This is a genomic window from Defluviimonas aquaemixtae, assembly GCF_900302475.1.
Classification (GTDB): domain Bacteria; phylum Pseudomonadota; class Alphaproteobacteria; order Rhodobacterales; family Rhodobacteraceae; genus Albidovulum; species Albidovulum aquaemixtae.
This window is the reverse complement of sequence record NZ_OMOQ01000001.1, coordinates 2333436-2356485: the sequence shown is the minus strand read 5'-3', so window position 1 is coordinate 2356485 and position 23050 is coordinate 2333436. Positions and strand designations below refer to the sequence as shown.

Below are 23050 nucleotides of genomic sequence, written 5' to 3'. Positions count from 1 at the left end.
CCGTCGCCCGTTGACCGCGCTCCTCAGTAGGAGGCGCCGCCGGCGCGCAGTTCGGGTGGAATCTGGTCGATCGGGATCCCGGCGTTGATGACGAGGTAATCCGCGAGCGCTTCCCGCTCGGCCGGGGTGGTCGCGATCTCGACATGGCTCGGCCCATTCATCGTCCGCAGCCACGCCTCGCGAGTCCGCTCCTGCGTCACCACCACCGTGATGATGTGGCAGGACTGGCAGAGGGCGAGCGCCATGTCCCTGCCGTCGCGCGGCAGATCCACACCGCTGGCAAGCGGAGCATTGGCCGCCAGATAGTAGGCGAGCGTGTCGGTCTGCCAGGCGTCGAGCGCCTCGAGCGACGGCGCTTCGGCACCGGCGGCCTCAAGCCGCGCGCGCCACGCCTCGGCGTCGCCGCCTTGCGAGCCGATGCCGCCTTCCAGGTCTGCCGGCATCCCCTCGGCCCGCAGGTTCTCCAGCAGCGTACGGCCACCAACGGGAATGAAGTCGAAGACATCTTCCTGAGCGAGCCCGATCACTGCCGTTCCCAGCAGTGCGGCAATCACCGCCATGAGTTTGTGAAATGCAGGACGTCTCATGCGTTCAGCCCCTCTTCCTGTGTCAGAACCTCAGTTCTGGCGGCACATCCTCGAATTTCAGCGGCATGTTGATCGCCGAGTAATGGGCAAAGGTGTCGCGCTCGACTTCGCTCATCGGGATCTCGGCATGGAACGGCGCCTTGAACGTGCCTTTCCAACTGGTTTCGCCGCGGTCCTGCATGAGGTAGCCCGTAAACAGCGAGTGACAGAATTGGCACTGCGCGATGGCAAGCTCTTTCCCGTCGCGCGGCAAGAGCGCCACATCGCCACGTTCGGCGAGCGCCCCGGCGACATCATCCGTTACGGGGAAGTTGAGCGCAGCATAGCCCGCGAAAGTTTCAACCGCGGCCTGGGAGAGATCGGGATTCTGCTGCCGCGCCCATTCGGCCCATTCCTCGACGCGGGCCTTGCGTGCGGCGGCCTCTGCGAGGCCCGCCGCATCGCCGGGCAGGAGCGCTTCCACGAAGATCGACTTCCCGCCCGGCGGCATGAAGGCGAAGTCATCGCCTTGCGCCAATCCAGAACTCGCGCCGAAACCGGCGAGGATGGCGATACCTATGACGCGATTTCCGTTCACGAGCCCTCAACCTTCGGAGTTGCGCGGCGTGCTGAACTTGAACACGGGCACCACCATCTCGCGCGCCGCGCTGCCTGTGGGGAAACCGCCACCACGCAGCATGTCGAGCCGCATCGCCGTCTCGTCCTCGTAAAACTGCTCGCCGCAATGGGTGCAAACGAGCGCCGGGACATCCTCGACAACGACGAGCCGCTCGCCCGACCAGAGTGCTGTGCGCACGTTATCCAGCGCCAGCCTGCCAGTTCCGCAGGACTCACAGCGGGGCGCTTCGGCGGCGGGCACTTTCGGCTCCGCCGCCTGCGGCTTCGCCCGGCGATCCGCCTCAGCCGACGATGGCACGAGCCGCTCCCGCGATGCCTTCGGCGCTCGGCCGCATCCAGAGGAACATCTCGGGCGAGGCCGGTGGCGGCGCGTCCGGGAAGGCCACCCGCTTGAACCGCGCACCGTCAACGTTCTCGGCGCAGCGTGCGACGACCTCGGCGCCTGGCCCGAGCGTGTAGTAGGACTGGTCCACCGTCAGCAGTCGCTTGGTCTTGGCGACCGAATTGACGAGCGTTTCGGTGTCCATCTCCTTGAGCACGCGCAGGTCGATGACTTCGACACCCATGCCCTCGCCCTTCAGCGTCTCAGCCGCCTCCAGCACGCCCGGCATCCCGCCGCCCGAACTGACGATAGTGAGGTCGCTGCCCTCCATCCGCACCGCGGCTTTGTCGAGCGGCACCTCGTATTGCTCGTCCGGCACCTCTTCGGTCAGGGTCCGCAAGCCCGCCGGATAGAGATAGACGACCGGGTCGGGCGAGCGGAGCGCGGAGACCATCATCCCCTTCGCGTCGTAGGGCGTCGACGGAATGACCGTCCGCACGCCGGGGATGTGCATGTAGAAGCTGTCTTCCTCGTAACAGGAGTGCTGCCCGGCGAAGCCCGGCGTTTGGCCGGTCATCTCGATGATCCAGACAACGGGCATCGAGGCCTTGCCGCCGGTCATGTGGCGAAGTTTGCCAGCGTAGTTCTGGATCAGCTCGAACGGCATCAGAGCGCCCTGATAAGGAATGTAGGTCGCCGAGCGCGACCCGGCGAGGCCCGCGCCCAGCACCATGGCCGCCATCCAGTATTCGTCAATGCCGGCATTGACCACGCGCTTGCGGCCGAACTCCGTCTCCAGGTTGATCACCGGCATGCCGGGGTTGGAGGCCACCGGCGGGGTGAGCTCGAAAATCCAGGTCATCGCCGGATCCTCGCGCATTTCGTGTTGCACGGCCTCAAGGACCGCATACATCCAGCTTTTCTCAGTCATCGTCGTTTCCTTTCATACGCGAAGGCCGTCGGCTCAACCGAACTGGCGTGGCAGAACCGTACCCTCGGCAAAAACGTGCTTGAGACCATCCTCAGGCGTGCAAAGCGGCTGAGCGAGACCCCATTCGAAGGCTGCCGTGATCTCAGTTTTGACCTCGTCCTCGATCTCGGTGGCGCGCGCCTCGTCAACGACACCCCAGTCCACGAGGATATTCCGCGCGATATCCACCGGATCACGCTGCATCCAGGCGCGGACTTCGCGCTCCGGTCGGAACGACGTGATGGCGAGGGGGTCGTAGCCGAACGCGCCGAGTTCGCCTTCCTTGGCGCCGGGGGCGCCCCAATGGTTGTAATAGCGGTAGGTCTTGGCCTCGATGAACCCCGGGCCGCCACCTGCGCGGGCGCGGTCCACCGCCTCCTTCGCAGCATTGTAGACCTGCATCACGTCCTGGCCATCCACCACCCGCGCCGGGATGCCGTAGGCCGTGGCCGCGTCGGCGATGTCCCTGTGGGGGCACGAGTACGTGTAGTGCGCGTACTGGTGATAAAGGTTGTTTTCCAGCACGTAGATGAAGGGCAGATCTAGGAGCTTGGCGTTGTTCAGCGCCGAGTGGAACTGCGGTGTGGCGTAGGTGCCATCGCCGCCGAAGACGACCGAAACCTGGTCAGATCCGCGAGCCCGGAAGGCGAAGGCGGAGCCGGTCGCGGTTACGTGGCCCGGCCCGATCATCCCGTCGGCGCCGACGAAGCCAACCGAGGGGTCGGAAATGTGCATCTCGGCCGCGTAGCCACCGTTCATGCCGGTCGCGCGGAAGTCCATCTCGGCGACCATCGTCGGGATGTCTACACCTTTAGCGATGGCGTGGCCCGAGGGCCGGTGCGTCGAGTAGACGAGGTCGATCTGCTCAAATGGTCCATCGTTGCGCAGAGCCGCGCAAACGCCGGTCGCGACCGCTTCCTGCCCGGCATAGAAGTGGTTGTAGCCCCGGTAGTCGGGGTTGCCGAGCATCTGGTCCGCCTGGGTCCGTTCGTGCCAGCGGATCTTCAGGATCGTCCGGTACATGTCGATCAGCTTGTCATCCGGCAGATCCTTCGCGTGGAACGCGGTGTCGCCGTTTGCAAGGGCGCGCCGCGTCGAGAGCGTCGCCACCGCTCCGCTGAGCGCGGCTAGCTTCAGAAAACCGCGGCGGCTTTCAGATTGAGGTGCCTGCTCTTCCTCGTCAGAACAGAATACGAGGTTCCCGTCATTGTCTGTCATGTCGTCCTCCCAACAGCCAACCTGACGCGGTCGCGTCTGCGATCTATGCGCCATGATCACGCGTGAGGATGGCGCTCCGATGCGGGTGCTGTCATTGACGCGCGTCAGTCGACGGGCGCGAACGTTTCGATACGGCTGAGTGCCGATGTAAGGGTGCTCACAATGCTGGCGGTGGCGCTGACTACGTGGCAGCCTGTAGAGTGGTGCCAGCGCTACGGTCGCGCCGGGTAGATGGTCACGGATTGCCTTCCGTACAAACGTGCAGCGCTGAGCAATCTAAGAATCGACGATCGCCTCATGACCGTCCGGTGATGGCGTGGTCCTCTCGCCGGATAAGGTGCAGCGCTACTGTCCTGGCAGAGACTGGCTCGCAGTCGCCTGATACCTCCGCCACTTGGCCTCGCGAATGCGTTCTCCCGACCCGGCTGCGGCCGGACTCTTCCGTTTTGCAGCGCGACCGGTCGCCCGGGTCCGGGGCTGCTGGCCCATATGCTGGTCAGCAAATATTCCGATCACTTGCCACTCTATCGTCAGATCCAGATCTTCGATCTTGAAGGTCTCGACCTCGATCGCTCTAAACTGGCCGACTGGGCCGGCAAGACCACCGCTCTGCTGGAACCCCTGGCAGATGCCATCGGTCGCCATGCCTCTCCGCCCAGGCGATCTTCGCGGACGATACGCCGGTGCGGATGCTGATGCCAGGCACCGGCATGACTCAGTCGGCGCGTCTTTGGTCCTATGCCCGCGACGAGCGGCCTGGGGCGGCGATGTCCCGCCCGCCGTCTGGTATCGCTTCTCCGGCGACCGCAAGGGCCAGCACCCCAAGCACCATCCCGCTCGCTTCGCTTGGATAAATTGCGCGCGGCCTGATTCAAATCACTGGGTGCGGTGGATTTCGAGGCACTATCGCGCAGTGTTGTAGGCGCCACATACGAGGTAACACTGTGGTCCATCGAACTTTCGTTTCTGCATCGATGGTTCTCGTTTCGCTCTCGGCACTTCATGCTGCCATTCCGGCACACGCGCAGACACCCGAGGGCATAGTCGTGGCGTCTGCTGCGACCATATCGATTTTGGATCATGAGGGCCGCCATCCGATTCATGGCGTTCGTGGTGGAATGCCATCGGACCTTCCCTCTGGAAGCCGACTGGCTGTCGGCGACATAGACGGCGATCTGCGAGATGAGATCGTCCTCGCCGATCCGTCGGGTGCGATCACGATCCGGAACCAATTCGGTGTGGTGACGGCGAGATTTCAGGCTGCGATCACGCCCTCTCTGCAGCCGGTCGGGCCGCTCCTTGAGCCGAATTTCGACCTTGCCACGGCAGACGTCGACGGCAACGGCTCCGACGAAATCGTAGTGGTCGAGAGTCTTTGCCATCCGAGCGAGACGACCGGCTGTACGCAGAGCGCCGCGGTGTCTGTCTACGAGGCATCGGGAACGGAAATCGCCCGATTTCAGGACTCATTCGTTTCGCCAGTATCCTACGATCCAGGCGACGGGCTTGCGTCCGGCGATGTCGATGGGAACGGCGTCGACGAGATCATCATCGCTCACAGTGTAAACGTGAGCCCTGGCGGCGCGAGTGGACCGCAGAGCGCGATTGTCGCTATCTATGCCGCCTCGGGAGTCCGCACTGGCGTGTTCGCCGACACTGCTGCAAGCGCGGTGCCCTTCGATCCCGGCGACGCAGTGGCAGTTGGCGACGTCGATGGCAATGGCCATGAAGAAATCATCATTGCTCACAGCATTAACATCAGTCATGGCGGCGCGAGCGGTTCGCAGAGCGCGGGCATCGGTATCTACACCGTTTCAGGCACCCGGATCGGCTGGTTCGCGGATAGCCCTTCCACGCCGGTCCCCTTCGATCCTGGCGACGGTCTGGCCGTCGGCGACATTGACGGTGGCGGGGCCGCCGAGATTGTCATCGCCCACAGCCTGGCACCGACGGCAAGCGTCCCGAGTGCGAATGTCCAGGTCTACAAGGGCTCGGGCGTCCGTATCGCCGCGTTCTCCCACACTCCATCGGCACGAGTGGTTTTCGATCCCGGAGACAGCATTGCCGTCGGTATTGAAATTGGTGACCGTGACGGCGACAGCCTCCTCGATGCGTGGGAAACACTCGGGATCGACTACGACAGCGACGGCACCGTGGATCTAGATCTTCCCGTACTTGGCGCGTCGGCCGACCACAAAGACATCTTCGTCGAGATGGACGCATTCGATTGCCGCGTGACGGGCAGTGATTGCGGACCGTCCGGCCCGGCTATTCACAACCATATCCCGCCTCTTCCGGCGCGCCGACGCGTAGCGTTGGCCTTCGCGAGCGCGCCCGTCGCCAATCCGGACGGCCGTCCCGGTATTAACCTCCACCTCCAGCTGGATGAGACTCTGCCGCACGCAAATGAATGCGATCTCGACTGTCTCAGCGATACTAAACGCCTGCGTTTCGGTACGTCGGCAGAGCGGGCGAACTCTGCTGCGATCAGTGCCAAGCGTCTGGTCTATCACTACAGTCTTTGGGCCCACAGCCATGATGGAGGCGGTAGTTCGGGCATAGCGGAGCTGAACGGAGACGATTTCATCGTTTCGCTGGGCGACAGCGTTGTGACTTGGCCCCTAGCCGATTACCGGAACTGGGCGACGGGAACGCTGATGCACGAGCTCGGACACAATCTGGGGCTCCGTCACGGTGGAGATGACGCGATCAACTGCAAACCGAACTACCTGTCAGTGATGAATTACGCCTTCCAGCGGGAGGGCTTGCTGCCGACGTCACTTTGGGACTACTCCCGCGCGGCTCTGCCGGCCGCCAAGAACGGCGTTCTTGACGAAGGCGCCTTGGACGAGTCCGTAGGCATCGGCGACGGTCCCCTGCAAACGCGGTTTGCACCGGCGCCCGGTGCGACACGCGCCATCGGCGCAGGCAGTGGCCCGATCAACTGGGACCACGACGCGCATCCTGCCGAGACACTCGCAGAGGCCGACATCAACAACCTTGGGGCTCATGATTGCGGCCCCTCTCCGTGGCAGAAGCTGCGCGGCTTCGATGATTGGAGCAACCTCAACCTCAATTTCCGGGCGAACGCGGCCTCGTTGGATGGGGCACATCCAACGCTGGTCGCGGATGAGATGACGAACCAGACGGCCGAGCAACTGAGGTTGTCGCTTCCACCGCGCCAGCGCGTGCCGGTCTGGCAGCACGGGCCCGGCGATACTCTCATGGGCTTCGCGGCGCCCTCCAATGTCGGTGCCAACCGTTCCCTCGGCCGACTGACGACGGCGTTCCTTGACCTTCAGTCTCTTGCTCTCGGAGACATTACAGAACAGCAGGAACGGGTGCCCGCCGGAACGGTGTGCGAACAAACCTCGCCTTCGGTCGCAGCTCTAAGGTTCAGCGGGACACGGCTCGTTGTCGACGACGCGCAAAATCCTACCGTTAAGGGATGCACCGACGTACCGCCACTGCATGGACGCGTCTTCGGACTATTTAGTGGCTCGGTGAGCATGGATCTCTCGCAATTCGCAGGACGTGGCAACCGGGTTGTTGGTGTGTCGGCACTAATGAACAATTGCGGAGGTACCGCCACCTTCAGCGTCAACGAGCGCGCCGCCGGAACCCCTTCGGCGCAACTGGACGTGCCGAAAAGCGAGTCATCGGTCGTGCAGTCTCTGGGCGGGACCGATATCGTCGGTGTCCGTTTCGAAGGACAGGAACTTTCGGTCGGCAGTATCGGCATTCAGGTACGATGCGCCCGGGTTCCAGGGCCGAATACGGTCGTTGCAGACGACTTCATCGCGGATGGCAACGCCATCAAGTCCGTGCGATTCTGGGGCGCCTTTCTGGACGAAGACTTCGTTCCGCCAGCCCTGGGTGGGCCGCAGGGCGATGGCAAAGATATCGATGGATGGCTGATCGGGTTTCATACCGAGCAACCAGCGCCGGCAAGCACACCGGGCGCCCACGGCCAGCCAGGCACCGATTTAGGGCAATTTTTCTGCCCGCCCGCCGAGATCGGTCTGCGTGACGTAGGCTTGACGGAGTGCGGCCCGAACGGGCGGCGCGTCATCGAACACATGGTTGATCTAGAGAACTGCTGGGCGGCGGTTGCCGCGAAGCCCGACCCGCGCGACCTCGGCAGTGTCGCTGTGCAGCCGCCGGTGCTGGCCAACGCATTCATCGGAACTCCGGGGCGTCGATACTGGCTGTCGATCCAGGCTGTCGCGGGATTCGGCTATGATCTTGAGACGGGCCGGCGCGTCACAACCATCAACGGGGCGCAGGATCATTTCTGGGGTTGGTTCACGCATCCCGACATCGCCGCGGATCGCTCCGTCTCTGGCACGAGCGGACTCGGAACGGACGGCGACGCCGGCTGGAGCTATGGCGACTGGCAGCCTATCGATGGCGGCCTCTGCCCTGCTGGTGATCAGACACTCGAACTTTTCACAACCACCCTTCCCGAGAACTGACGCACGCGCAGCCGTTGCTGCCGCGCATCGTGGTAATGAAGCCGGCGACTGCGCGCAATGCAACTCGATCCGGCGCAGCAGCGCAGGTCGATCAAAGATTATGCAACATATCGTCCGGGGCCCGACGAACGGAACAGTAAGCCTCGCAAGTGGTAGGCGGAAGGCGCGATGGAACTACAATCGAACGAATGGCTGCATGATCTGCGCAGTCTGGACCTGCCGTAGCCTGCGATGTCTTAGTTTCGACGGGTCGCAGCGCAGACTCGAGATATGCCGACGAACGGCGGGATTGGGCCGTGAGCAACGGAGGCTTTGCCCGCAGTTCGGGCGGGAGGTTCCTGCTGGCGACGTCGGCAGCCCTGACGACAGCTGATCGCAGCGACCGGCCCCTAGTTGCCGTTCATCAATCACGCAGCGGATGACAGTTCCGGGCCACCTGCGCTTAGGTTTTGGAAAGTGGTTGTCCGTGGCAGACCCGATCACCAACAACGAAACGCGTTCCGTTCTCACGGCGAGTTTCTGAAGCGGTCGATCTTCGACGAACGCTCTGTTCCGCCATTCTACCCCGACACGACACGATTGCCGGACGTTTCTTGCCCGAAAAATTCTCGTTGACGGGGAACCTTTCCTGACCCGCTGCATCCAATGGATCAGGTGGCCCAGATCGTTGCTGCCATGATCAGGAAAGGACGAGACATGAAGAAACTTCTGCCGCTGACCGCCGCGATGCTTGCCGCGACCACGGGCGTTTCGGTCGCGCATGGTGAAACGGCGCTGGAAAAGTCGCCTCCGGGCGAACCCTACGGTCAGGTCAGTGACGTACTGCCGATTCCGGAGTTTGTTCCGGGCCTCGGGACGCTCTTCGTGTATCCCACGATCCTGCCTGCCGGCCCCTTCCTCGCCTACGATCACGATGGCAAACTCTCAGCGACCGTCTACATGACGCCGTTGGAAGATCTTCAGAAAGGGACTGCCTATGACGGTCTCGGCGTCGGGTCGCACACGGTTTCCGACGTGGAGATCTACTACAATGCGGGTTATCCCGGCGTTGAGAAACCGCATGCGCGTATCGTGCTCTATCACGATGACGAGGCCAAGGGGCGGCTTGCGGAATGAGACCGTCCCGACGCATGGTTCTGACCCTCGGGAGTAGCGCGCTCGCCACCCTCACATTGACTAAGCGGGCCACGGCCGCGCCGTCCGAGATTATCGAGATGCGCGGCACGTCGCGTGGCGAGCGCATCTGGTTCTCGCCGCGCGGCCTTGCTGTCGCCCCCGGCACGACCATCCGGTTCGTGAACCGCGACCCGTTGTCCAGCTGATCCTCCCCCACTGAAGTGTTCCGCCATTATGTTTAGGAAAACGGAGGACCAGAATGGCTACGAAGCGGCACAAGCCGGAAGAAATTGTTACAAAGCTGCGGCAGGTTAAGGTTCATGTCGGCCTGGGGATGGCGCGGGTGGATGCGATCCGCGAGGTGCCCATCACCGAGCAGACCTACTATCGCTGGCGCAAGCAGTATAGCGGGATGGGAACCGACCAACTGAGGGAGCTCAATCGGCTGCAGAAGGAGAACGAGCGGCTGAGTAAGGCCGTATCGGACCTGACGCTGGACAAGATGATCCTGACGGAAGCTGCAAGGGGAAACTTCTGGGCCCCGCCCGTCGTCGTGCCTGTATCGACATTGTCCGCGAAGAACTGGGTGTGTCGGAACGTCGGGCTTGCCGGATGCTGCGTCAGCATCGCTCGACGCAGCACAAGCTACCGAGGGGCCGGGCCGATGAAGACTGGCTTGTTGCCGACATGGTCGAGATGGCCCGCCAGTATGGCTGCTATGGCTATCGCCGGATCGCGGTGCCGCTGAGGGACGCGGGTTGGCAGGCCAACGACAAGCGCGTCGAACGGCTGTGGCGGCGGGAGGGGCTGAAAGTGCCATCGAGACAACCAACGAAGGGACGGCTCTGGCTGAACGACGGGTCCTGCGTGCGGCTGCGGCCGGAGCATCGCGATCATGTCTGGAGCTATGACTTCGTGCATTGCCGCGCCGATGACGGGAAGGCGTACCGGCGCTGAACATCCTCGATCATTGCTCGGCAGGCGATTGCGCAGCAATCGGCCGAGAGGGGAGTTCAGCCGCGAATGCCTGGCCATCAAGGTCGAGCGGCGGCTCAACGCCAACAGCGTCATCGACGCGCTGAGTGATCTGTTCATGCCTCACGCGATGTCCCGTCGTTCATCCGGTCGGACAACGGCCCGGAATTCGTCGCCCAAGCGGTTCGGGACTGGATCGCTGCCGTCGGTGCTAAGACAACCTACATTGAGCCAGGATCACCTTGGGAGAACGGCCACTGCGAGAGCGTCAACGCCCGGTTCCGCAATGAGCTGCTCAACGGCGAGATCTTCTACAGCCTCAGAGAGGCGCAAATCCTGATCGAACGATGGAGGCGGAACTACAACACGAAGCGACCGCCCAGTGCTCTGGGCTTCCGCCCGCCGGCCCCGGAAACCATCGTCCCGATGGACGACAGACCAGTCATGCACTAACACTCAAACCGGACTGCTCAGGTGGGGCTAGTTAGAAGGCCTTCGTGCATACGTTTCCCGTTCGCAGCCGCATTTGTGTATGCAGCGAACGTCCCCTGGAAAGGGCCGCATTGCAGCATCGGACGCCTTATTCGAAGGTCAGCAACGGGCCGCTCGATTCCGAAGGTCTCTACCAGGCACCGAGCATCGCGAAGCTCGAACCGGCGGCATGTACACTCGACCACAAGGCCCGCTCACCGCTACCGACCCGCTGAAGGCGTTTGCTACTTCGGCCATTGCGGCGGGGTAAACGGGCCACCGTCCAGGTTCGATAAATCGGGCAGGCAGCCCGCATCCGACTTGAGCAGGATGCACATGCTGTAGCGGGTGGGCGATCCACTGATCGCAATCAGGGGCTTGCCACTCTGTGTGCATCGGGAGAGGCTCAGCTGCCGGGAGCCATCTGCATTGACCGAGACCGCCGCGGGATGCTCGTCCAAAGACATGCTTAGCGAGGCGGTGCCGTCCAGGATCACCCTAGCGTCAATGCGCAGACCAATGTCGGATCTGACATAGTAACAGTCGTCGTCGCCCGCGGCGTCGATTGTCAGGTCACCGGTGAAATCGCAGCCGTCATAGAACCGGGCGGCGCTGGCGGGGGTGTCGTTGTCCTCATACTGATCTGCGGGAAGAGTGCCGATCCCGACAAATACGTGAAGACCATAGCTAAGCATCAACAGGTCCGTCGACTGTACCTCAAGGCGATAGGTCCCCTTGCTGATTCCGCGCATCTCTATGCGCGATCCGTAGGGCATCTGTTTGGGCACGCCCGCATAAGGGCCACTGACGCTGGTTATGCGGCTAGCGGGCCTGCTCGCGCTGGGGTCGAAGTAGAGGTCGACCACCAGGTCAGAGTTATCGGCCGGGATGCTGATCGCGTACCAGTCGATATCGTTCGGCGTATCGATGGTCAGGTCCGGATGATATCCCGGCGCCACCGCGGCGGCGGTGAAGACGGTGTCATTCGTCTCGAAGGCATCCGGTGCTAGGGCAATCGACTCGAGGTGTTTCTCAAGCACCGCCGCCACCAGCTTTATGGCCGCGTCCAGCCCCCGCTCCATCACCGCCTTGCGGTCCATGATGCTGTAGTGCTGCCAGTACCCTTTTCCGTCGGGCAGTAACGCCGCCCCGCTGTCGGTGTCGATGGCGATCTGGCGCGCTGCAATCCCGAGTTGCTCGACCGAGAGGCTCGAGCTTACGAATTCATCAACCACGGGGAAAACATAGGCGCCCTTGGTGCAAAGCCCGCACGGCGAATACTTGTAGCCAGCCGAGAGCGCCAGGATCGGAAGATGATCGAAGTCGCCGTTCTCAATCTTGGTGTGAACATCATTCTCATAGGCGCTGTGCGTATCGGTCGCTTGATTGTTGGCATGGTAGGGCACGGTCAGATCCTCGACCAGGTGGATCGCCCAGCCCAGATATCTGAGGGAAACCTCGGACTCCTCCCTGGCGATCTTGCCTTTGGCATCGATTGCCGCCCATAGCGGCCATTTGGGGCATTCATGGATCGAAATGACAGACGAGCCCAATGTCAGGTGGGCGTGCTTCTCGCAAAACGCCTGGCCGCCAACGTAGGTGTTCCCAAGATCGGTGACGCTGGTGACGAGAAAACTCGCCCGAATGTAGCCCGCATCGCGATAAGGCAGCAATGACAGATCCGGCGCCGGCCCCCCGGGCCAGAACCTGACCGCCTGATCGAAGAGAACCTGCCCGTAGAAAGGCCCCGCAAATCCGCCTGTATTCGCTGCAACCGTCTTGGGCGATCCGGTTTTCCAAGCGACGATGTCGCCGATGTGCCCATAATGGTGGATCGCGTCGCAATTCTCCTCGCGAAATCCGGTCCAGATGCATTTCACCTCGGTATTGTCCGCATACCAGGCGCCCCAATAGAGATGCGGGAGGTATGACTGCACGGGAAAACGCCCGATCCGGGCCCGGCCGCGCGATCGAAGCAGGTCTATCGCCCGATCGATGATCCACTGATGCGTCCTCGGCGTTAACAGGCCAGCCGTGTAATCGCCCTCCCGATAGGCGGAGGCAGGACTGACCTCGGCGAACAGTGCCAACAGCAGAATGAACATGCGTAGTGAAATCTGCATCTCTGTACCTCGAAGTCGAGAAGCCGATAGACCGACAAACTTTACGTGCGAAATCAATTATGGGCTTATGGCGAGCGGCGGATTTGATTCTGATCAGGACACGTTGCAGCCGACCGGAATACTTACGCGCTGCGCACCGTCCGAAACTCAGACTCTTATGCCTTCGACAAATGTCCGAAATGCGAAAGCTGCACTGCAGCGACCGACAGTTTGGTAGATGGCTCCATTGGGCCGAAAGCCTCCTTACGCCGTCATGGTGGGATCAGGACGATGGTCGAAATGATAAGCGATGATCAGCTGGTAGACTAAGCTGGCATGCATTTAAGGTGCATGTTCACGCGGTAGTGGACTTCCTGCTTGACCACGAAAGACCCATGAAATATTGACCGTTCAGCCTGAGCGGGCGTTGTGTAGTGGTAAGACCTCAGCCTTCCAAGCTGATGACGCGGGTTCGATTCCCGCCGCCCGCTCCAGCCCCTTGAGATACCTGCAATTGCGCGTCGTTGTGCACCATGACCAGTACGGCTCGCGCCGCGTCAGTAGCTGACGGCATAGTTCGGCTCGCTGTTCCCGCCGACGACGGCTTCACGTTGCAGGTTGAAATTCTCCGCCTCATTGTCAGTCACGACTACGCGGCCCGAACATCTTTGCACCCAGATCCACGGATGCTTGCCGCGCTTTCCGTCGACGTTCCGCACGCGGTTACCCGTAACCTCGAGCCCGCGCACCGCGTTCAATCGGATACCGTTTGGGGTCGAACAGGCGATAGAATTGTCGCGCATCACGACGTTTGCGTAGGGCCCGTTGTGCAGTCCGATTCCCTGCATCTTAGCGCGGAGTGGGTTGTCTGGTCGCACGGTCCATTCGATCAGCACGTTGTCCTTCACGACGAGCCCGTTGAGCAAACCCTTGGGCTTGAAGGCCTGCAGTCCGTCCGAATGGTTCCTGTCGATCTGCATGGCGTCTGTGACGCGGTTTCCGATGACGACGCAGTTGTCCTCGGTCACTCTGAGACCGTCGCCCGAAAAGCCAAAGACTCGGTTCTCGAAGATTTCCGAACTCCGCCCGCTGACGCCAAAGCCAAAATAGACGCCGACGGCCGCGCAATTGCGAATCACGCTCCGCGGTCCGCGCAGAAGCACGGCGCCGACCTTGAATTGCCGCCAATCGGTGAGCGACCACGTGGAGAAGTCGTCGCTGTCCACGCGGCCGCGGAAGATACAGTTCGCCACTTCGATCGCCGACGTATTTGGATAAGCCGTGATGAGATACCGGTTCCCCCGGCTCGGCGGAATAGGCGCGTTTGGCCAGAATCTGAGGCCCTCGAAGGTCAGGTTCGCACAATTGCTGAGCACGATGCTCTCGAAATGGGCCGCACCGGGCTTGGCGGCGCGGATCGTGACGCCGCCCTCTGGGCGGACACCCTTGAGGCCGACGGCCCCGAACTCTCCGGTCACGAGGATCGTATCGCGCGCTCCGGAATTGCGGAGCGCCTGCTGCAGTTCCTTGGGGTTTTTTGCTTTCAGCGTGGCCACGGCATTTCTCCACTGACGATCGAGCGCTGCCACGAGCCGCCGTAGGATCGGTCCGCACACATGTTCGGCCCTCAGCCTAGCGGTTCCGTGCCCGCGCGTGCAACCGCCTCTGCGGTCGGATGCGCGAACATACGAAACCGGGCGGTTTCCCGCCCGGTCTCTTGCCGATGTCTATGCTGTCCTCAGGCGAACTTGCGGATCTCGCCCGTCTTTAGTCGCGACAGATAACTTTCGACCTCGCGCTTCACGATCGGCATCAGGACGTACAGTCCGATGATGTTCACGACCGCCATGGCGAAGATCGCGGCGTCCGAGAAGTCGATGACCGGCCCGAGGCTCGCCGCAGCGCCGACGATCACGAAGAAGCAAAAGAGAAGCTTGAAGATCAGCTCCTGCATCTTTCCCTCGCCGAAGAGGTAGGTCCAGGCCTTCAGTCCGTAATAGGACCACGAAATCATCGTCGAGAAGGCAAACAGCACGACAGCCACCACCAAGAGATACGGGAACCATGACAGCGCCGAGCCGAAGGCCGCCGACGTGAGCCCCACGCCGGAATTGCCGTCGATGGTTGCGATGCGCCCCGTCGCCTCGTCCATAACGTAAAGCCCGGTTTCCGGATCGACGATCAGCTGCTGCGTGAAGATGATCACGAGCGCCGTCATCGTGCAGATCACCACTGTGTCGATGAAGGGCTCCAGAAGCGAGACGAAACCCTCGGTTATCGGCTCTTTCGTCCTGACCGCCGAGTGGGCAATCGCGGCCGAGCCCACGCCCGCTTCGTTCGAGAACGCGGCTCGGCGGAAGCCTTGAATCAGCGCGCCGACAGCGCCGCCAGTGATGCCCATGTCGGTGAACGCGCCAGCAAAGATCTGGCCGAAGGCCCAACCGATATTGCCGATGTTCATCGCGATGATGACGATCGCGCAGCTGACATAGAGGATCGCCATGAAGGGTACGACCTTCTCGGTCACGCGGGCGATAGACTTGATGCCGCCCACGATGACGATGAAGACGATTGCTGCGAAGACCAGACCGGTGATCCAACCCGGATACTCGCCGAGCACGCCGGAAAGCTGCTGATGCGCCTGGTTGGCCTGGAACATGTTGCCGCCACCGAAGGCCCCAAGGATGCAGAAGATCGAGAACATGACCGCGAGCACCTTGCCTCCCGGCACGCCACGCTCGGCAAAGCCCTTGGTCAGATAGTACATCGGCCCGCCCGAGACGTGACCATCGGGAAACTCGTTGCGGTATTTCACGCCAAGCGTGCATTCTGTGAATTTCGATGCCATGCCGAGAAGTCCGGCGAGGATCATCCAGAAGGTCGCGCCAGGTCCGCCGATGCCCACGGCCACGGCGACGCCGGCGATGTTGCCAAGGCCCACCGTGCCGGAAAGCGCAGTCGCCAGTGCCTGGAAATGGCTGACCTCGCCCGCGTCATTGGGGTCGGCATAGTCGCCTTTGACCAGCGCGATCGAATGGCCGAGAACCCGGAACTGGATGAAGCCAAAGTAGATGGTGAAGACCGAGGCCGCGACGACCAGCCAGCCCACGATCCAGGGGAACGACGTTCCCGGGAAGTTGGAGAAGATGAAATTGACGAACCAGCCTGTCGCGCTTGCGAAGGCCTGGTTGATGCTGTCGTCGACCGACTGCGCCTGGGCGGCGCTCGCAACGACCGCCAACAAGGCCGCGCCGATCAAGCTGCGCGTTTCTATTCTATGCATGATGTCACTATCCCTGATCTGATCCCGTTACGGCACGATGGTGCAGGGCACCGGCGCGATCTGCGCCAACGACGCGGCAACCGAGCCGAAAAGCCGCTCGACAATGGTCGAATGGCCGGTGCGACCGATGAAAATCTGGCTGGCGCCATGCGCCTTAGCGATGTCGCAGAGAGTTTCGGCGACGTGGCCATACTTGATCTCGGTGATGAGCGTCACACCGGAACCGGCCAAATCTGCCGCGAGTGGTCCGACGACCGCGCTTTCTGCACGCTTGAGTTCCTCGCCGCGACGCTGGTGCCGTTCCTCGATTTCCTCCGGCGTCAGGAAGGAATACGGGGACCATTCAAGCACATGCGCCACGACAACCGACGCGCCTGCGGCCTTCGCCTGGGCGACGGCATAATCGACGGCCCGCCTGCCGGCAGGACTGCCGTCATAGGCGGCAACGAATGTGTCTGCCATCACGTTCTCCTTTGTTGCGCCCGACTCCGTTGGGCAATTCAGTGTCACCCGAGTGCTGCGGCAATCTGTCCCTCATTTTCATCGCGACGCAATTTTCTGCGGAAATCGTGCTTGATATGGTCTAATTTGTCGAAGATTATTGCGTCATGTGCGATTTTCCGCTGGTTAATTGCGCGTACCATGGATGCTGATCCATCCGTCCGCCGGAGCGTCAGCCACCCCGCCACCGCTTGCCCCGCGCGCCGCACCCGCCTAAACCCTCTGGGATTGGAGCGGAGGTTGCATGGCACGACAGCCCAAAACGACCGGGGAGGAGCGCGCGGCATCCAAGCGCGTCGGTGCGCTCGCCGCGCTCTGGCCGTTCCTGACCCCGTATAGGGTGCTCTTGGCGCTGGCGGGCATGGCGCTTGTGCTAACGGCCTCGGTCTCGCTTCTCTTGCCCGTGGCTGTCCGACGCGTGATCGACGGTTTCGGCGAGGGCGCCGAGCTGCTCGACAGCTACTTCGCGGGCGCGATGGGCATCGCCGCGGTGCTCGCGCTGGGCACCGGTGCACGTTACTACTTCGTCTCGCGGCTTGGCGAGCGGGTTGTGGCCGACATCCGCCGTGCCGTCTTCGACCGCGTCATAGGGATGAGCCCGGTCTTTTACGAGCAGTTGATGACCGGCGAGGTCGTCAGCCGCATCACCACCGACACGACGCTGATCCTCTCGGTCATTGGATCGTCCGTCTCCGTCGCGCTGAGGAATTGCCTGATCCTCATCGGCGGCGTCATCCTGATGCTGATCACCTCGGCCAAGCTCACCGGGCTTGTCCTCTTGATTGTGCCGCTCGTCCTCGTCCCCATCATCACGCAGGGCAGGCGACTGAGGCGGCTCAGCCGTGACAACCAGGACTGGATCGCGGCCTCATCCGGCGCCGCGGCCGAAGCGCTTTCGGCAGTGCAGACCGTGCAGGCCTTTACGCAGGAGACGGGCGCGCAAGCCGAGTTCGGGCGGGTGACCGAAGAATCTTTCCGTACGGCCAAGGCACGCATCCAGACCCGTGCTGTGATGACAGTGATCGTCATCTTCCTCGTTTTTGCCGGCGTCGTTGGCGTTCTCTGGATCGGCGCGCGCGACGTGCGCGCGGGTTTGATGACGCCGGGTGAACTCGTTCAATTCGTCATCTACGCCGTGATGGCGGCGGGATCGGTCGCCGCCTTGTCGGAGATCTGGGGCGAGTTGCAGCGAGCCGCTGGCGCAACCGAGAGGCTCGTCGAGCTTCTCAGCGCTACTGATACGGTGCGCGACCCCGAAAGCCCCGTTGCCTTGCCGCGACCGGCGCGGGGTGAGATCACCTTCGAGGGCGTGACCTTCCACTATCCGTCGCGCCCTGAGCAATCCGCCCTCGACGGCGTCGAACTGCACGTGCGCCCCGGTGAGAGCGTGGCGCTCGTCGGCCCGTCCGGCGCGGGCAAGACGACGGTAATCCAGCTTCTACTGCGCTTCTACGACCCCGACCAGGGCCGCATCACGATCGACGGCGTGAACCTATCCGACATGGCACGCTCGGATTTCCGCCGCGCTATCGCTCTCGTGCCGCAGGACCCGGTAATCTTCGCGGCCTCGGCGCGTGAGAACATCCGCTTCGGCCGGCCGGAAGCGACGGATGCCGAGGTCGAGGCCGCCGCCCGCTCCGCCGCAGCGCACGATTTCATCGCGGCGCTGCCCGAGGGCTACGATAGCTTCCTCGGTGAACGCGGCGTGATGCTGTCGGGCGGACAGAAGCAGCGAATCGCAATCGCCCGCGCGATCCTGCGCGACGCGCCGGTCCTTCTTCTCGACGAGGCCACCTCGGCGCTTGACGCCGAAAGTGAACGGGCCGTGCAGAAGGCGGTCGAACGGCTTGCCGAGGGACGCACGACGCTGATCGTGGCCCACAGACTCGCTACCGTGAAGAAGGCTGACCGGATCGTCGTCTTCGACCGGGGCCGCATCGTGGCGACCGGCACGCATGAAGCGCTTGTTGCCGAGGACGGCCTCTACGCCCGGCTCGCGCGCCTTCAGTTCACCGAGGGACTCGCGGCCGAGTAGCGCGCAATGCCCTGTTCGGTCGTTCGGCCCATTCTGACGTGGCGTCGCGCCGCCTCTGAGCCCCGTGTCAGTCTTGCCCTGCGGACGCTTTGGCCGCATCCTGCGCCCCAACAAAGAGCCCCCAAGGGGATCGAGGGAGGATCGGAATGGCAAGATTTGCAGGGATAGCCGACCGCGATGCGGTCGAACAGGAAATGCCGTACGAGAAGCGCGACCTGCCGGTCACGCTCTATCAATTCCTGAGCCGCACGCGCGATGCGCACGGCGCGCGAAACGCCGTGAGCTTTCAGATCCTGTCCGATCCGAAGTCCAAGGCCGAGACGTGGTCATGGAACACGCTTCTCGGCCGGGTCAATCAGACAGCAAACCTTTTCCGCGACCTTGGTATCGGCGAAAAAGATGTTGTGGCCTATCTCCTGCCCAACAGTCTCGAGACGGCGGCCACCCTGCTCGGGGGCGCCGTCGCGGGCATCGTCAACCCGATCAACCCGCTCTTGGAGCCCGAACAGATCGCCGCGATTCTGCGCGAAACCAACGCCAAGGTGCTGGTGACCCTCAAGGCGTTCCCCAAGACAGATGTGCCCCAGAAAGCCGCCGAGGCGCTGAAGCTCGCCCCCGGCGTCCAGACCGTGCTCGAAGTCGACCTGAACCGCTATCTGTCGCCACCGAAAAGCTGGATCGTGCCGCTCGTGCGTCCGAAGATCTCTGTCGAGCACAAGGCGGTAGTGAAGGATTTCAATGCCGAATGCGCGAAGATGCCCGCCGACCGGCTCAGCTTCGAGGACAGCGTCAAAGACCGCGTTGCGGCCTATTTCCATACCGGCGGCACGACAGGAATGCCCAAGGTGGCACAGCACAAATATTCCGGCATGATCTACAACGGATGGCTCGGTGGCAGGCTTCTGTTTGACGAGACCGATGTGCTGATCTGTCCTCTGCCGCTCTTTCATGTCTTTGCCGCCTATCCCGTGTTCATGTCGGTCATCGCAGCGGGTGCACACATGATCATGCCGACGCCCGCCGGCTATCGCGGCGACGGCGTGTTCGACAACTTCTGGAAGCTCATTGAGCGCTGGCAGGTCAGTTTCCTTATCACGGTGCCGACTGCCATCGCCGCGCTGATGCAGCGCCCGGTCGATGCCAATGTCTCCTCGCTCAAGACAGCGATCTCGGGTTCCGCGCCGCTGCCTTTGGAGCTTTACCGCCGGTTCGAAGAGGCTACCGGGGTGCAGATCGCGGAAGGCTACGGGCTGACCGAGGCGACCTGCATGGTGTCCTGCAACCCGATCAATGGCGAGAAGAGGGTGGGGTCCGTCGGCATTCCATTGCCCTACAGCCATGTCCGGATCCTGCACACGGATGCTGATGGCACAGTCAGGACCGAATGCGGCGTCGATGAAGTGGGCGAGATCTGCGTCTCCAATCCCGGAGTATTCGAAGGCTCGACCTACACGGAGGTGGACAAGAACCGCCATCTCTTCGCAGAAGGCCGCTACCTCCGAACCGGCGATCTGGGCCGGCTTGATCCTGACGGGTATCTCTGGATCACGGGCCGGGCGAAGGACCTGATCATCCGCGGCGGCCACAACATCGACCCGGCCGAGATCGAGGAGGCGTTGGCAGGCCACCCCGCCATCGCCTTCGCGGGCGCTATCGGACAGCCCGACGCCTTCGCGGGCGAACTGCCCTGCGCCTACGTCGAGCTTGTCGATGGCGCCAGCGTCACGGTCGAAGAGCTTCTGGAACACGCGAAGGCACACATCCACGAACGCGCGGCAATTCCGAAGCATATCGAAATCCTGCCGGAGTTGCCGAAAACGGCGGTTGGAAAGATCTTCAAGCCGGCCTTGCGCAAGCTCGCGATCCAACGTGTCTACGATGCCGCGCTGACCGAAGCGGGCTTCGCGGTGCGTGTTCGCGAGGTCACCGAAGACAAGAAGCGCGGGCTCGTCGCATGCCTGAAGAAAACCGGCGACGTGGACGAGGAGGCGCTGAAGCACAAGCTTGGCGAATTCACTCGGCCATGGGACTGGGCCGAATAAGCCGCCCTAACATTGTTCCGCGTGCCTTACCCGCTTCGGTTGAAGCCCCGACTGAAGTCATGGCGCGCGCTCGCCGGTGCACGCCCGATGCATTCCGCCCAGCGGGCACAGCACGAGTGATCAAGGCCAAGTTGTGACGTTTTCGCGGCGGCGTCATGCCGGCACGGAAATCCGCACCGAATCGGTCCACAGGGGGGCCCGAAGGACGCGTGTATTGGCAATCTTCAATATGAATGGGGTGTTAACAAACATGAACGCATGATTAACGGAGGTATAAAATCGCCGGAAATCCCGCGTTTGTTTACGGAATCCGAGGGGCTGCCACATTTTCGCCAGATTTCGGGCGAGTTTGAAATGCGGGGGCGAAAAAGCGCGCTGGTTAAACCGGCGGTTGATCTGGGGAACGTGTAACGATGCGCTGCCGCTTCGCTTGCTTCCGGCCTTTTGTCCGATTTTCGCGCGATGAGCGCGGGGCGGCGACGATCGAGGCCGTCCTCTGGCTGCCATTCTTCCTGACGATCCTGGCGTTGCTCGCCGACGTCTCGCTGATCTTTCATGGGCAGTCTCGCATTCTAAGTGTGGTGCAAAGCGCCAACCGGAACATGGCGGTTGGTCGCCTGACGACCGAGTCCGAGACCGAAGCATTCGTCCTGACCCGGCTTCAGACGCTCAGCAGCAATGCGCAGGCCGATACCGTGCTCTCAAGCAGCGGTCTGATCATGACAACCGCCAGCGTCCCGCTCACCGATCTCGACATATTCGGCATTGTCGGCGCCTTCGCCAACACAAGGCTCACGGTGCGCGCAGAACATCTTCAGGAGTGACCAGCGATGACCGGCATGGAACAATGGGGCTGCACGAATATGAATCGCTTTCTGAATGACGAGAACGGCGGCATTACGGCGCTGAACCTGCAGCTTTTTGTAGCGTCATTGATACTCGGCGGACTGGCTGTGGACTACGGCAACGCAATGGCGAACCGCACCCATCTGCAAGTCGCTGCCGACTCCGCAGCTCATGCCGCGATCTTGACGCGCGAGCTTAACGGCGCCGAGGACGCAAAGGCGAGGGCGATCGAACTCGCGTCGGCGTCGATGCCGGCGCCATCGTTCGGCAGCGTTCTGAGTCAAGAAGACATCATGTTCGGCGACTGGGACCGTGACGCCGAGCTCTTTACCGCCGATTCGAACTCGCGCAATGCGGTGCTTGTCTCGACCAAGCGCCACGCCGCGAATGGCAACGGCGTGGCGACCTACCTGCTGGGGCTCGCGGGCCTCGCGAACTGGGATGTCACCAGCGGTACGGTCTACGAGACTTACTATCCGGCATGCTTCAGGGAAGGCTTCGTCGCTCAGGACCGCGTCGAGGTGCAAAGCAACAGCTACTACACCAACGGCTTCTGCATTCATTCGCAAAGCCACGTCAAGCTCAGCTCGAATAACGTTTTCGAGCCGGGCGTGGTGATCTCAATGCCAGACACGGCGGATGTCGAACTGCCCGCGTCGGGCTTCAAAACCAACTCAGGCGCTCAAGAGGCGTTGCGTTCGGGCTCTTACCGGCTACGCATCCTGCAACGGATTGATAGCATTCTTCAGGGCATCGAGGATCCTTACCATACTGACTACGGCATCATGTCCTCAAGCGCGACGGAGTATTATCGCCAGTACATCTCGAACGCGGGCGTCGTCAGACTGAACTACCGAAAGGATGCCGAGCCGGGCACCTTCACCGAAAACGCGATCCATGACGTCACCTGCAAGAAGGACAAGATGAACTACTCCCTAAACCCAGGCTCGGAGCTGAAAAACGCGGTGCTATTCACCAACTGCCGGCTCCAGATCAAGGCCGGGGCGGTGATCGAGAACGCGGTCATCTTCAGCAACAACGCCGAATCCACTGCTGTGACCGGCAGTGCCGGCGTCGTGATCGGGCGTGACGACAATTGCCTGCCCGGCGGCGATGTCCAAATCGTCTCGCATGGCAGCGTCAGCTTTCCTTCGGATGCCAGCATCTTCGGCAGCCAGATCATCGCGGCGCAGGACATCTCTCTGACGGCGAGAGCCGACGGGCTCGAGGGCGTGTCGCTCGTCGCGGGCGGCATGATCGACGTCACCTCGAACGGCGGCTACGGGTTCTGCGGCTCGGGTATGGAGAACAGTTACGAAGCGGCGTATTTCAGACTCGCCAAGTGACCCGTGCGGCCCCGGGAAGCGGGCCTGTGATTCCCTCGTCGGTTTCCGACGCGCGTTCCGGTCGGGTCATCGCGAACCGGCCGCTTTTTTGCCTCGGGCGCGTCCGGGCGACATCTGATGTCGTGGAATGACAGGATTTTACG

The 23050-nt window shown here is 62.3% G+C and carries 16 protein-coding genes, 1 tRNA gene and 2 pseudogenes; 10 read left to right on the top strand and 9 right to left on the bottom strand.

Annotation, left to right across the window (positions count from 1 at the left end):
- Positions 1-23: 23 nt before the first annotated feature.
- The 5 genes from DEA8626_RS11555 to DEA8626_RS11535 are packed head-to-tail and all read right to left on the bottom strand — an operon-like array spanning position 24 to position 3715.
- Complete coding sequence (locus DEA8626_RS11555; protein WP_146188865.1) at positions 24-587, bottom strand: hypothetical protein; 564 nt, start codon at positions 585-587, stop codon at positions 24-26.
- A gap of 22 nt (positions 588-609) precedes the next feature.
- A complete protein-coding gene (locus DEA8626_RS11550; RefSeq protein ID WP_108853192.1) occupies positions 610-1164 on the bottom strand; it encodes a hypothetical protein in 555 nt (184 codons plus the stop codon).
- Positions 1165-1170: 6 nt separating this feature from the next.
- On the bottom strand, positions 1171-1503 hold the full coding sequence (locus DEA8626_RS11545) for a type II toxin-antitoxin system MqsA family antitoxin (protein WP_219929187.1): 333 nt from the start codon (positions 1501-1503) through the stop codon (positions 1171-1173).
- A complete protein-coding gene (locus DEA8626_RS11540; protein WP_108853191.1) occupies positions 1487-2458 on the bottom strand; it encodes an alpha-ketoacid dehydrogenase subunit beta in 972 nt (323 codons plus the stop codon). Before DEA8626_RS11540 ends, DEA8626_RS11545 begins: the two co-directional genes overlap by 17 nt.
- A gap of 33 nt (positions 2459-2491) precedes the next feature.
- A complete protein-coding gene (locus DEA8626_RS11535) occupies positions 2492-3715 on the bottom strand; it encodes a thiamine pyrophosphate-dependent dehydrogenase E1 component subunit alpha (protein WP_108853189.1) in 1224 nt (407 codons plus the stop codon).
- Positions 3716-4174: 459 nt separating this feature from the next.
- On the opposite strand from DEA8626_RS11535, the pseudogene DEA8626_RS21340 reads away from it, so the two are divergent.
- The 5 genes and pseudogenes from DEA8626_RS21340 to DEA8626_RS11505 form a co-directional block, all read left to right on the top strand.
- A pseudogene (locus DEA8626_RS21340) lies at positions 4175-4559 on the top strand (IS66 family transposase); the annotation flags it as partial.
- A gap of 202 nt (positions 4560-4761) precedes the next feature.
- Complete coding sequence (locus tag DEA8626_RS11520) at positions 4762-8190, top strand: DUF7901 domain-containing protein (protein ID WP_146188864.1); 3429 nt, start codon at positions 4762-4764, stop codon at positions 8188-8190.
- A gap of 696 nt (positions 8191-8886) precedes the next feature.
- Entirely contained in the window at positions 8887-9306 is a 420-nt protein-coding gene (locus DEA8626_RS11515) for a hypothetical protein (RefSeq protein WP_108853181.1), read from the top strand.
- Positions 9303-9512 (top strand): cupredoxin domain-containing protein, encoded by a 210-nt coding sequence (locus DEA8626_RS11510; RefSeq protein ID WP_181366417.1) that lies wholly within the window; start codon positions 9303-9305, stop codon positions 9510-9512. Before DEA8626_RS11515 ends, DEA8626_RS11510 begins: the two co-directional genes overlap by 4 nt.
- Positions 9513-9565: 53 nt before the next feature.
- A pseudogene (locus DEA8626_RS11505) lies at positions 9566-10734 on the top strand (IS3 family transposase).
- A 263-nt stretch (positions 10735-10997) separates the two neighbouring features.
- Here the strand turns inward: DEA8626_RS11505 and DEA8626_RS11500 are convergent.
- A complete protein-coding gene (locus DEA8626_RS11500; protein WP_108853179.1) occupies positions 10998-12875 on the bottom strand; it encodes a hypothetical protein in 1878 nt (625 codons plus the stop codon).
- Between the two features lie 399 nt (positions 12876-13274).
- Here DEA8626_RS11500 and DEA8626_RS11495 point away from each other — a divergent pair.
- Positions 13275-13348 (top strand) — tRNA-Gly (locus DEA8626_RS11495).
- 63 nt (positions 13349-13411) lie between these two features.
- Here DEA8626_RS11495 and DEA8626_RS11490 read toward each other — a convergent pair.
- From DEA8626_RS11490 to DEA8626_RS11480, 3 genes are all read right to left on the bottom strand, one after another.
- A complete protein-coding gene (locus tag DEA8626_RS11490; protein ID WP_181366416.1) occupies positions 13412-14410 on the bottom strand; it encodes a right-handed parallel beta-helix repeat-containing protein in 999 nt (332 codons plus the stop codon).
- Positions 14411-14592: 182 nt separating this feature from the next.
- A complete protein-coding gene (locus tag DEA8626_RS11485; protein WP_108853175.1) occupies positions 14593-16137 on the bottom strand; it encodes an alanine/glycine:cation symporter family protein in 1545 nt (514 codons plus the stop codon).
- A 27-nt stretch (positions 16138-16164) separates the two neighbouring features.
- Positions 16165-16599 (bottom strand): universal stress protein, encoded by a 435-nt coding sequence (locus DEA8626_RS11480; RefSeq protein ID WP_108853173.1) that lies wholly within the window; start codon positions 16597-16599, stop codon positions 16165-16167.
- Positions 16600-16882: 283 nt separating this feature from the next.
- Between DEA8626_RS11480 and DEA8626_RS11475 the strand changes: the two genes are divergently transcribed.
- The 4 genes from DEA8626_RS11475 to DEA8626_RS11460 all read left to right on the top strand — a co-directional run bounded on the left by DEA8626_RS11475 (position 16883) and on the right by DEA8626_RS11460 (position 22907).
- Positions 16883-18673, top strand: coding sequence for an ABC transporter transmembrane domain-containing protein (locus tag DEA8626_RS11475; protein ID WP_108853171.1), 1791 nt, complete (start codon positions 16883-16885; stop codon positions 18671-18673).
- A 146-nt stretch (positions 18674-18819) separates the two neighbouring features.
- A complete protein-coding gene (locus DEA8626_RS11470; protein ID WP_108853169.1) occupies positions 18820-20715 on the top strand; it encodes an acyl-CoA synthetase in 1896 nt (631 codons plus the stop codon).
- A 413-nt stretch (positions 20716-21128) separates the two neighbouring features.
- On the top strand, positions 21129-21539 hold the full coding sequence (locus tag DEA8626_RS11465) for a TadE/TadG family type IV pilus assembly protein (RefSeq protein WP_108853167.1): 411 nt from the start codon (positions 21129-21131) through the stop codon (positions 21537-21539).
- Between the two features lie 6 nt (positions 21540-21545).
- Positions 21546-22907, top strand: a complete 1362-nt coding sequence (locus DEA8626_RS11460) for a pilus assembly protein TadG-related protein (protein WP_108853165.1) — start codon at positions 21546-21548, stop codon at positions 22905-22907.
- Positions 22908-23050: the final 143 nt, after the last annotated feature.

Coding starts and splice junctions, on each gene's coding strand:
- DEA8626_RS11535 (WP_108853189.1), bottom strand. CDS start 3,715: ATGACAGACAATGACGGGAACCTCGTATTCTGTTCTGACGAGGAAGAG.
- DEA8626_RS11465 (WP_108853167.1), top strand. CDS start 21,129: ATGCGCTGCCGCTTCGCTTGCTTCCGGCCTTTTGTCCGATTTTCGCGC.
- DEA8626_RS11460 (WP_108853165.1), top strand. CDS start 21,546: ATGACCGGCATGGAACAATGGGGCTGCACGAATATGAATCGCTTTCTG.
- DEA8626_RS11515 (WP_108853181.1), top strand. CDS start 8,887: ATGAAGAAACTTCTGCCGCTGACCGCCGCGATGCTTGCCGCGACCACG.
- DEA8626_RS11540 (WP_108853191.1), bottom strand. CDS start 2,458: ATGACTGAGAAAAGCTGGATGTATGCGGTCCTTGAGGCCGTGCAACAC.
- DEA8626_RS11470 (WP_108853169.1), top strand. CDS start 18,820: ATGGCAAGATTTGCAGGGATAGCCGACCGCGATGCGGTCGAACAGGAA.
- DEA8626_RS11475 (WP_108853171.1), top strand. CDS start 16,883: ATGGCACGACAGCCCAAAACGACCGGGGAGGAGCGCGCGGCATCCAAG.
- DEA8626_RS11510 (WP_181366417.1), top strand. CDS start 9,303: ATGAGACCGTCCCGACGCATGGTTCTGACCCTCGGGAGTAGCGCGCTC.
- DEA8626_RS11480 (WP_108853173.1), bottom strand. CDS start 16,599: ATGGCAGACACATTCGTTGCCGCCTATGACGGCAGTCCTGCCGGCAGG.
- DEA8626_RS11485 (WP_108853175.1), bottom strand. CDS start 16,137: ATGCATAGAATAGAAACGCGCAGCTTGATCGGCGCGGCCTTGTTGGCG.
- DEA8626_RS11500 (WP_108853179.1), bottom strand. CDS start 12,875: ATGCAGATTTCACTACGCATGTTCATTCTGCTGTTGGCACTGTTCGCC.
- DEA8626_RS11555 (WP_146188865.1), bottom strand. CDS start 587: ATGAGACGTCCTGCATTTCACAAACTCATGGCGGTGATTGCCGCACTG.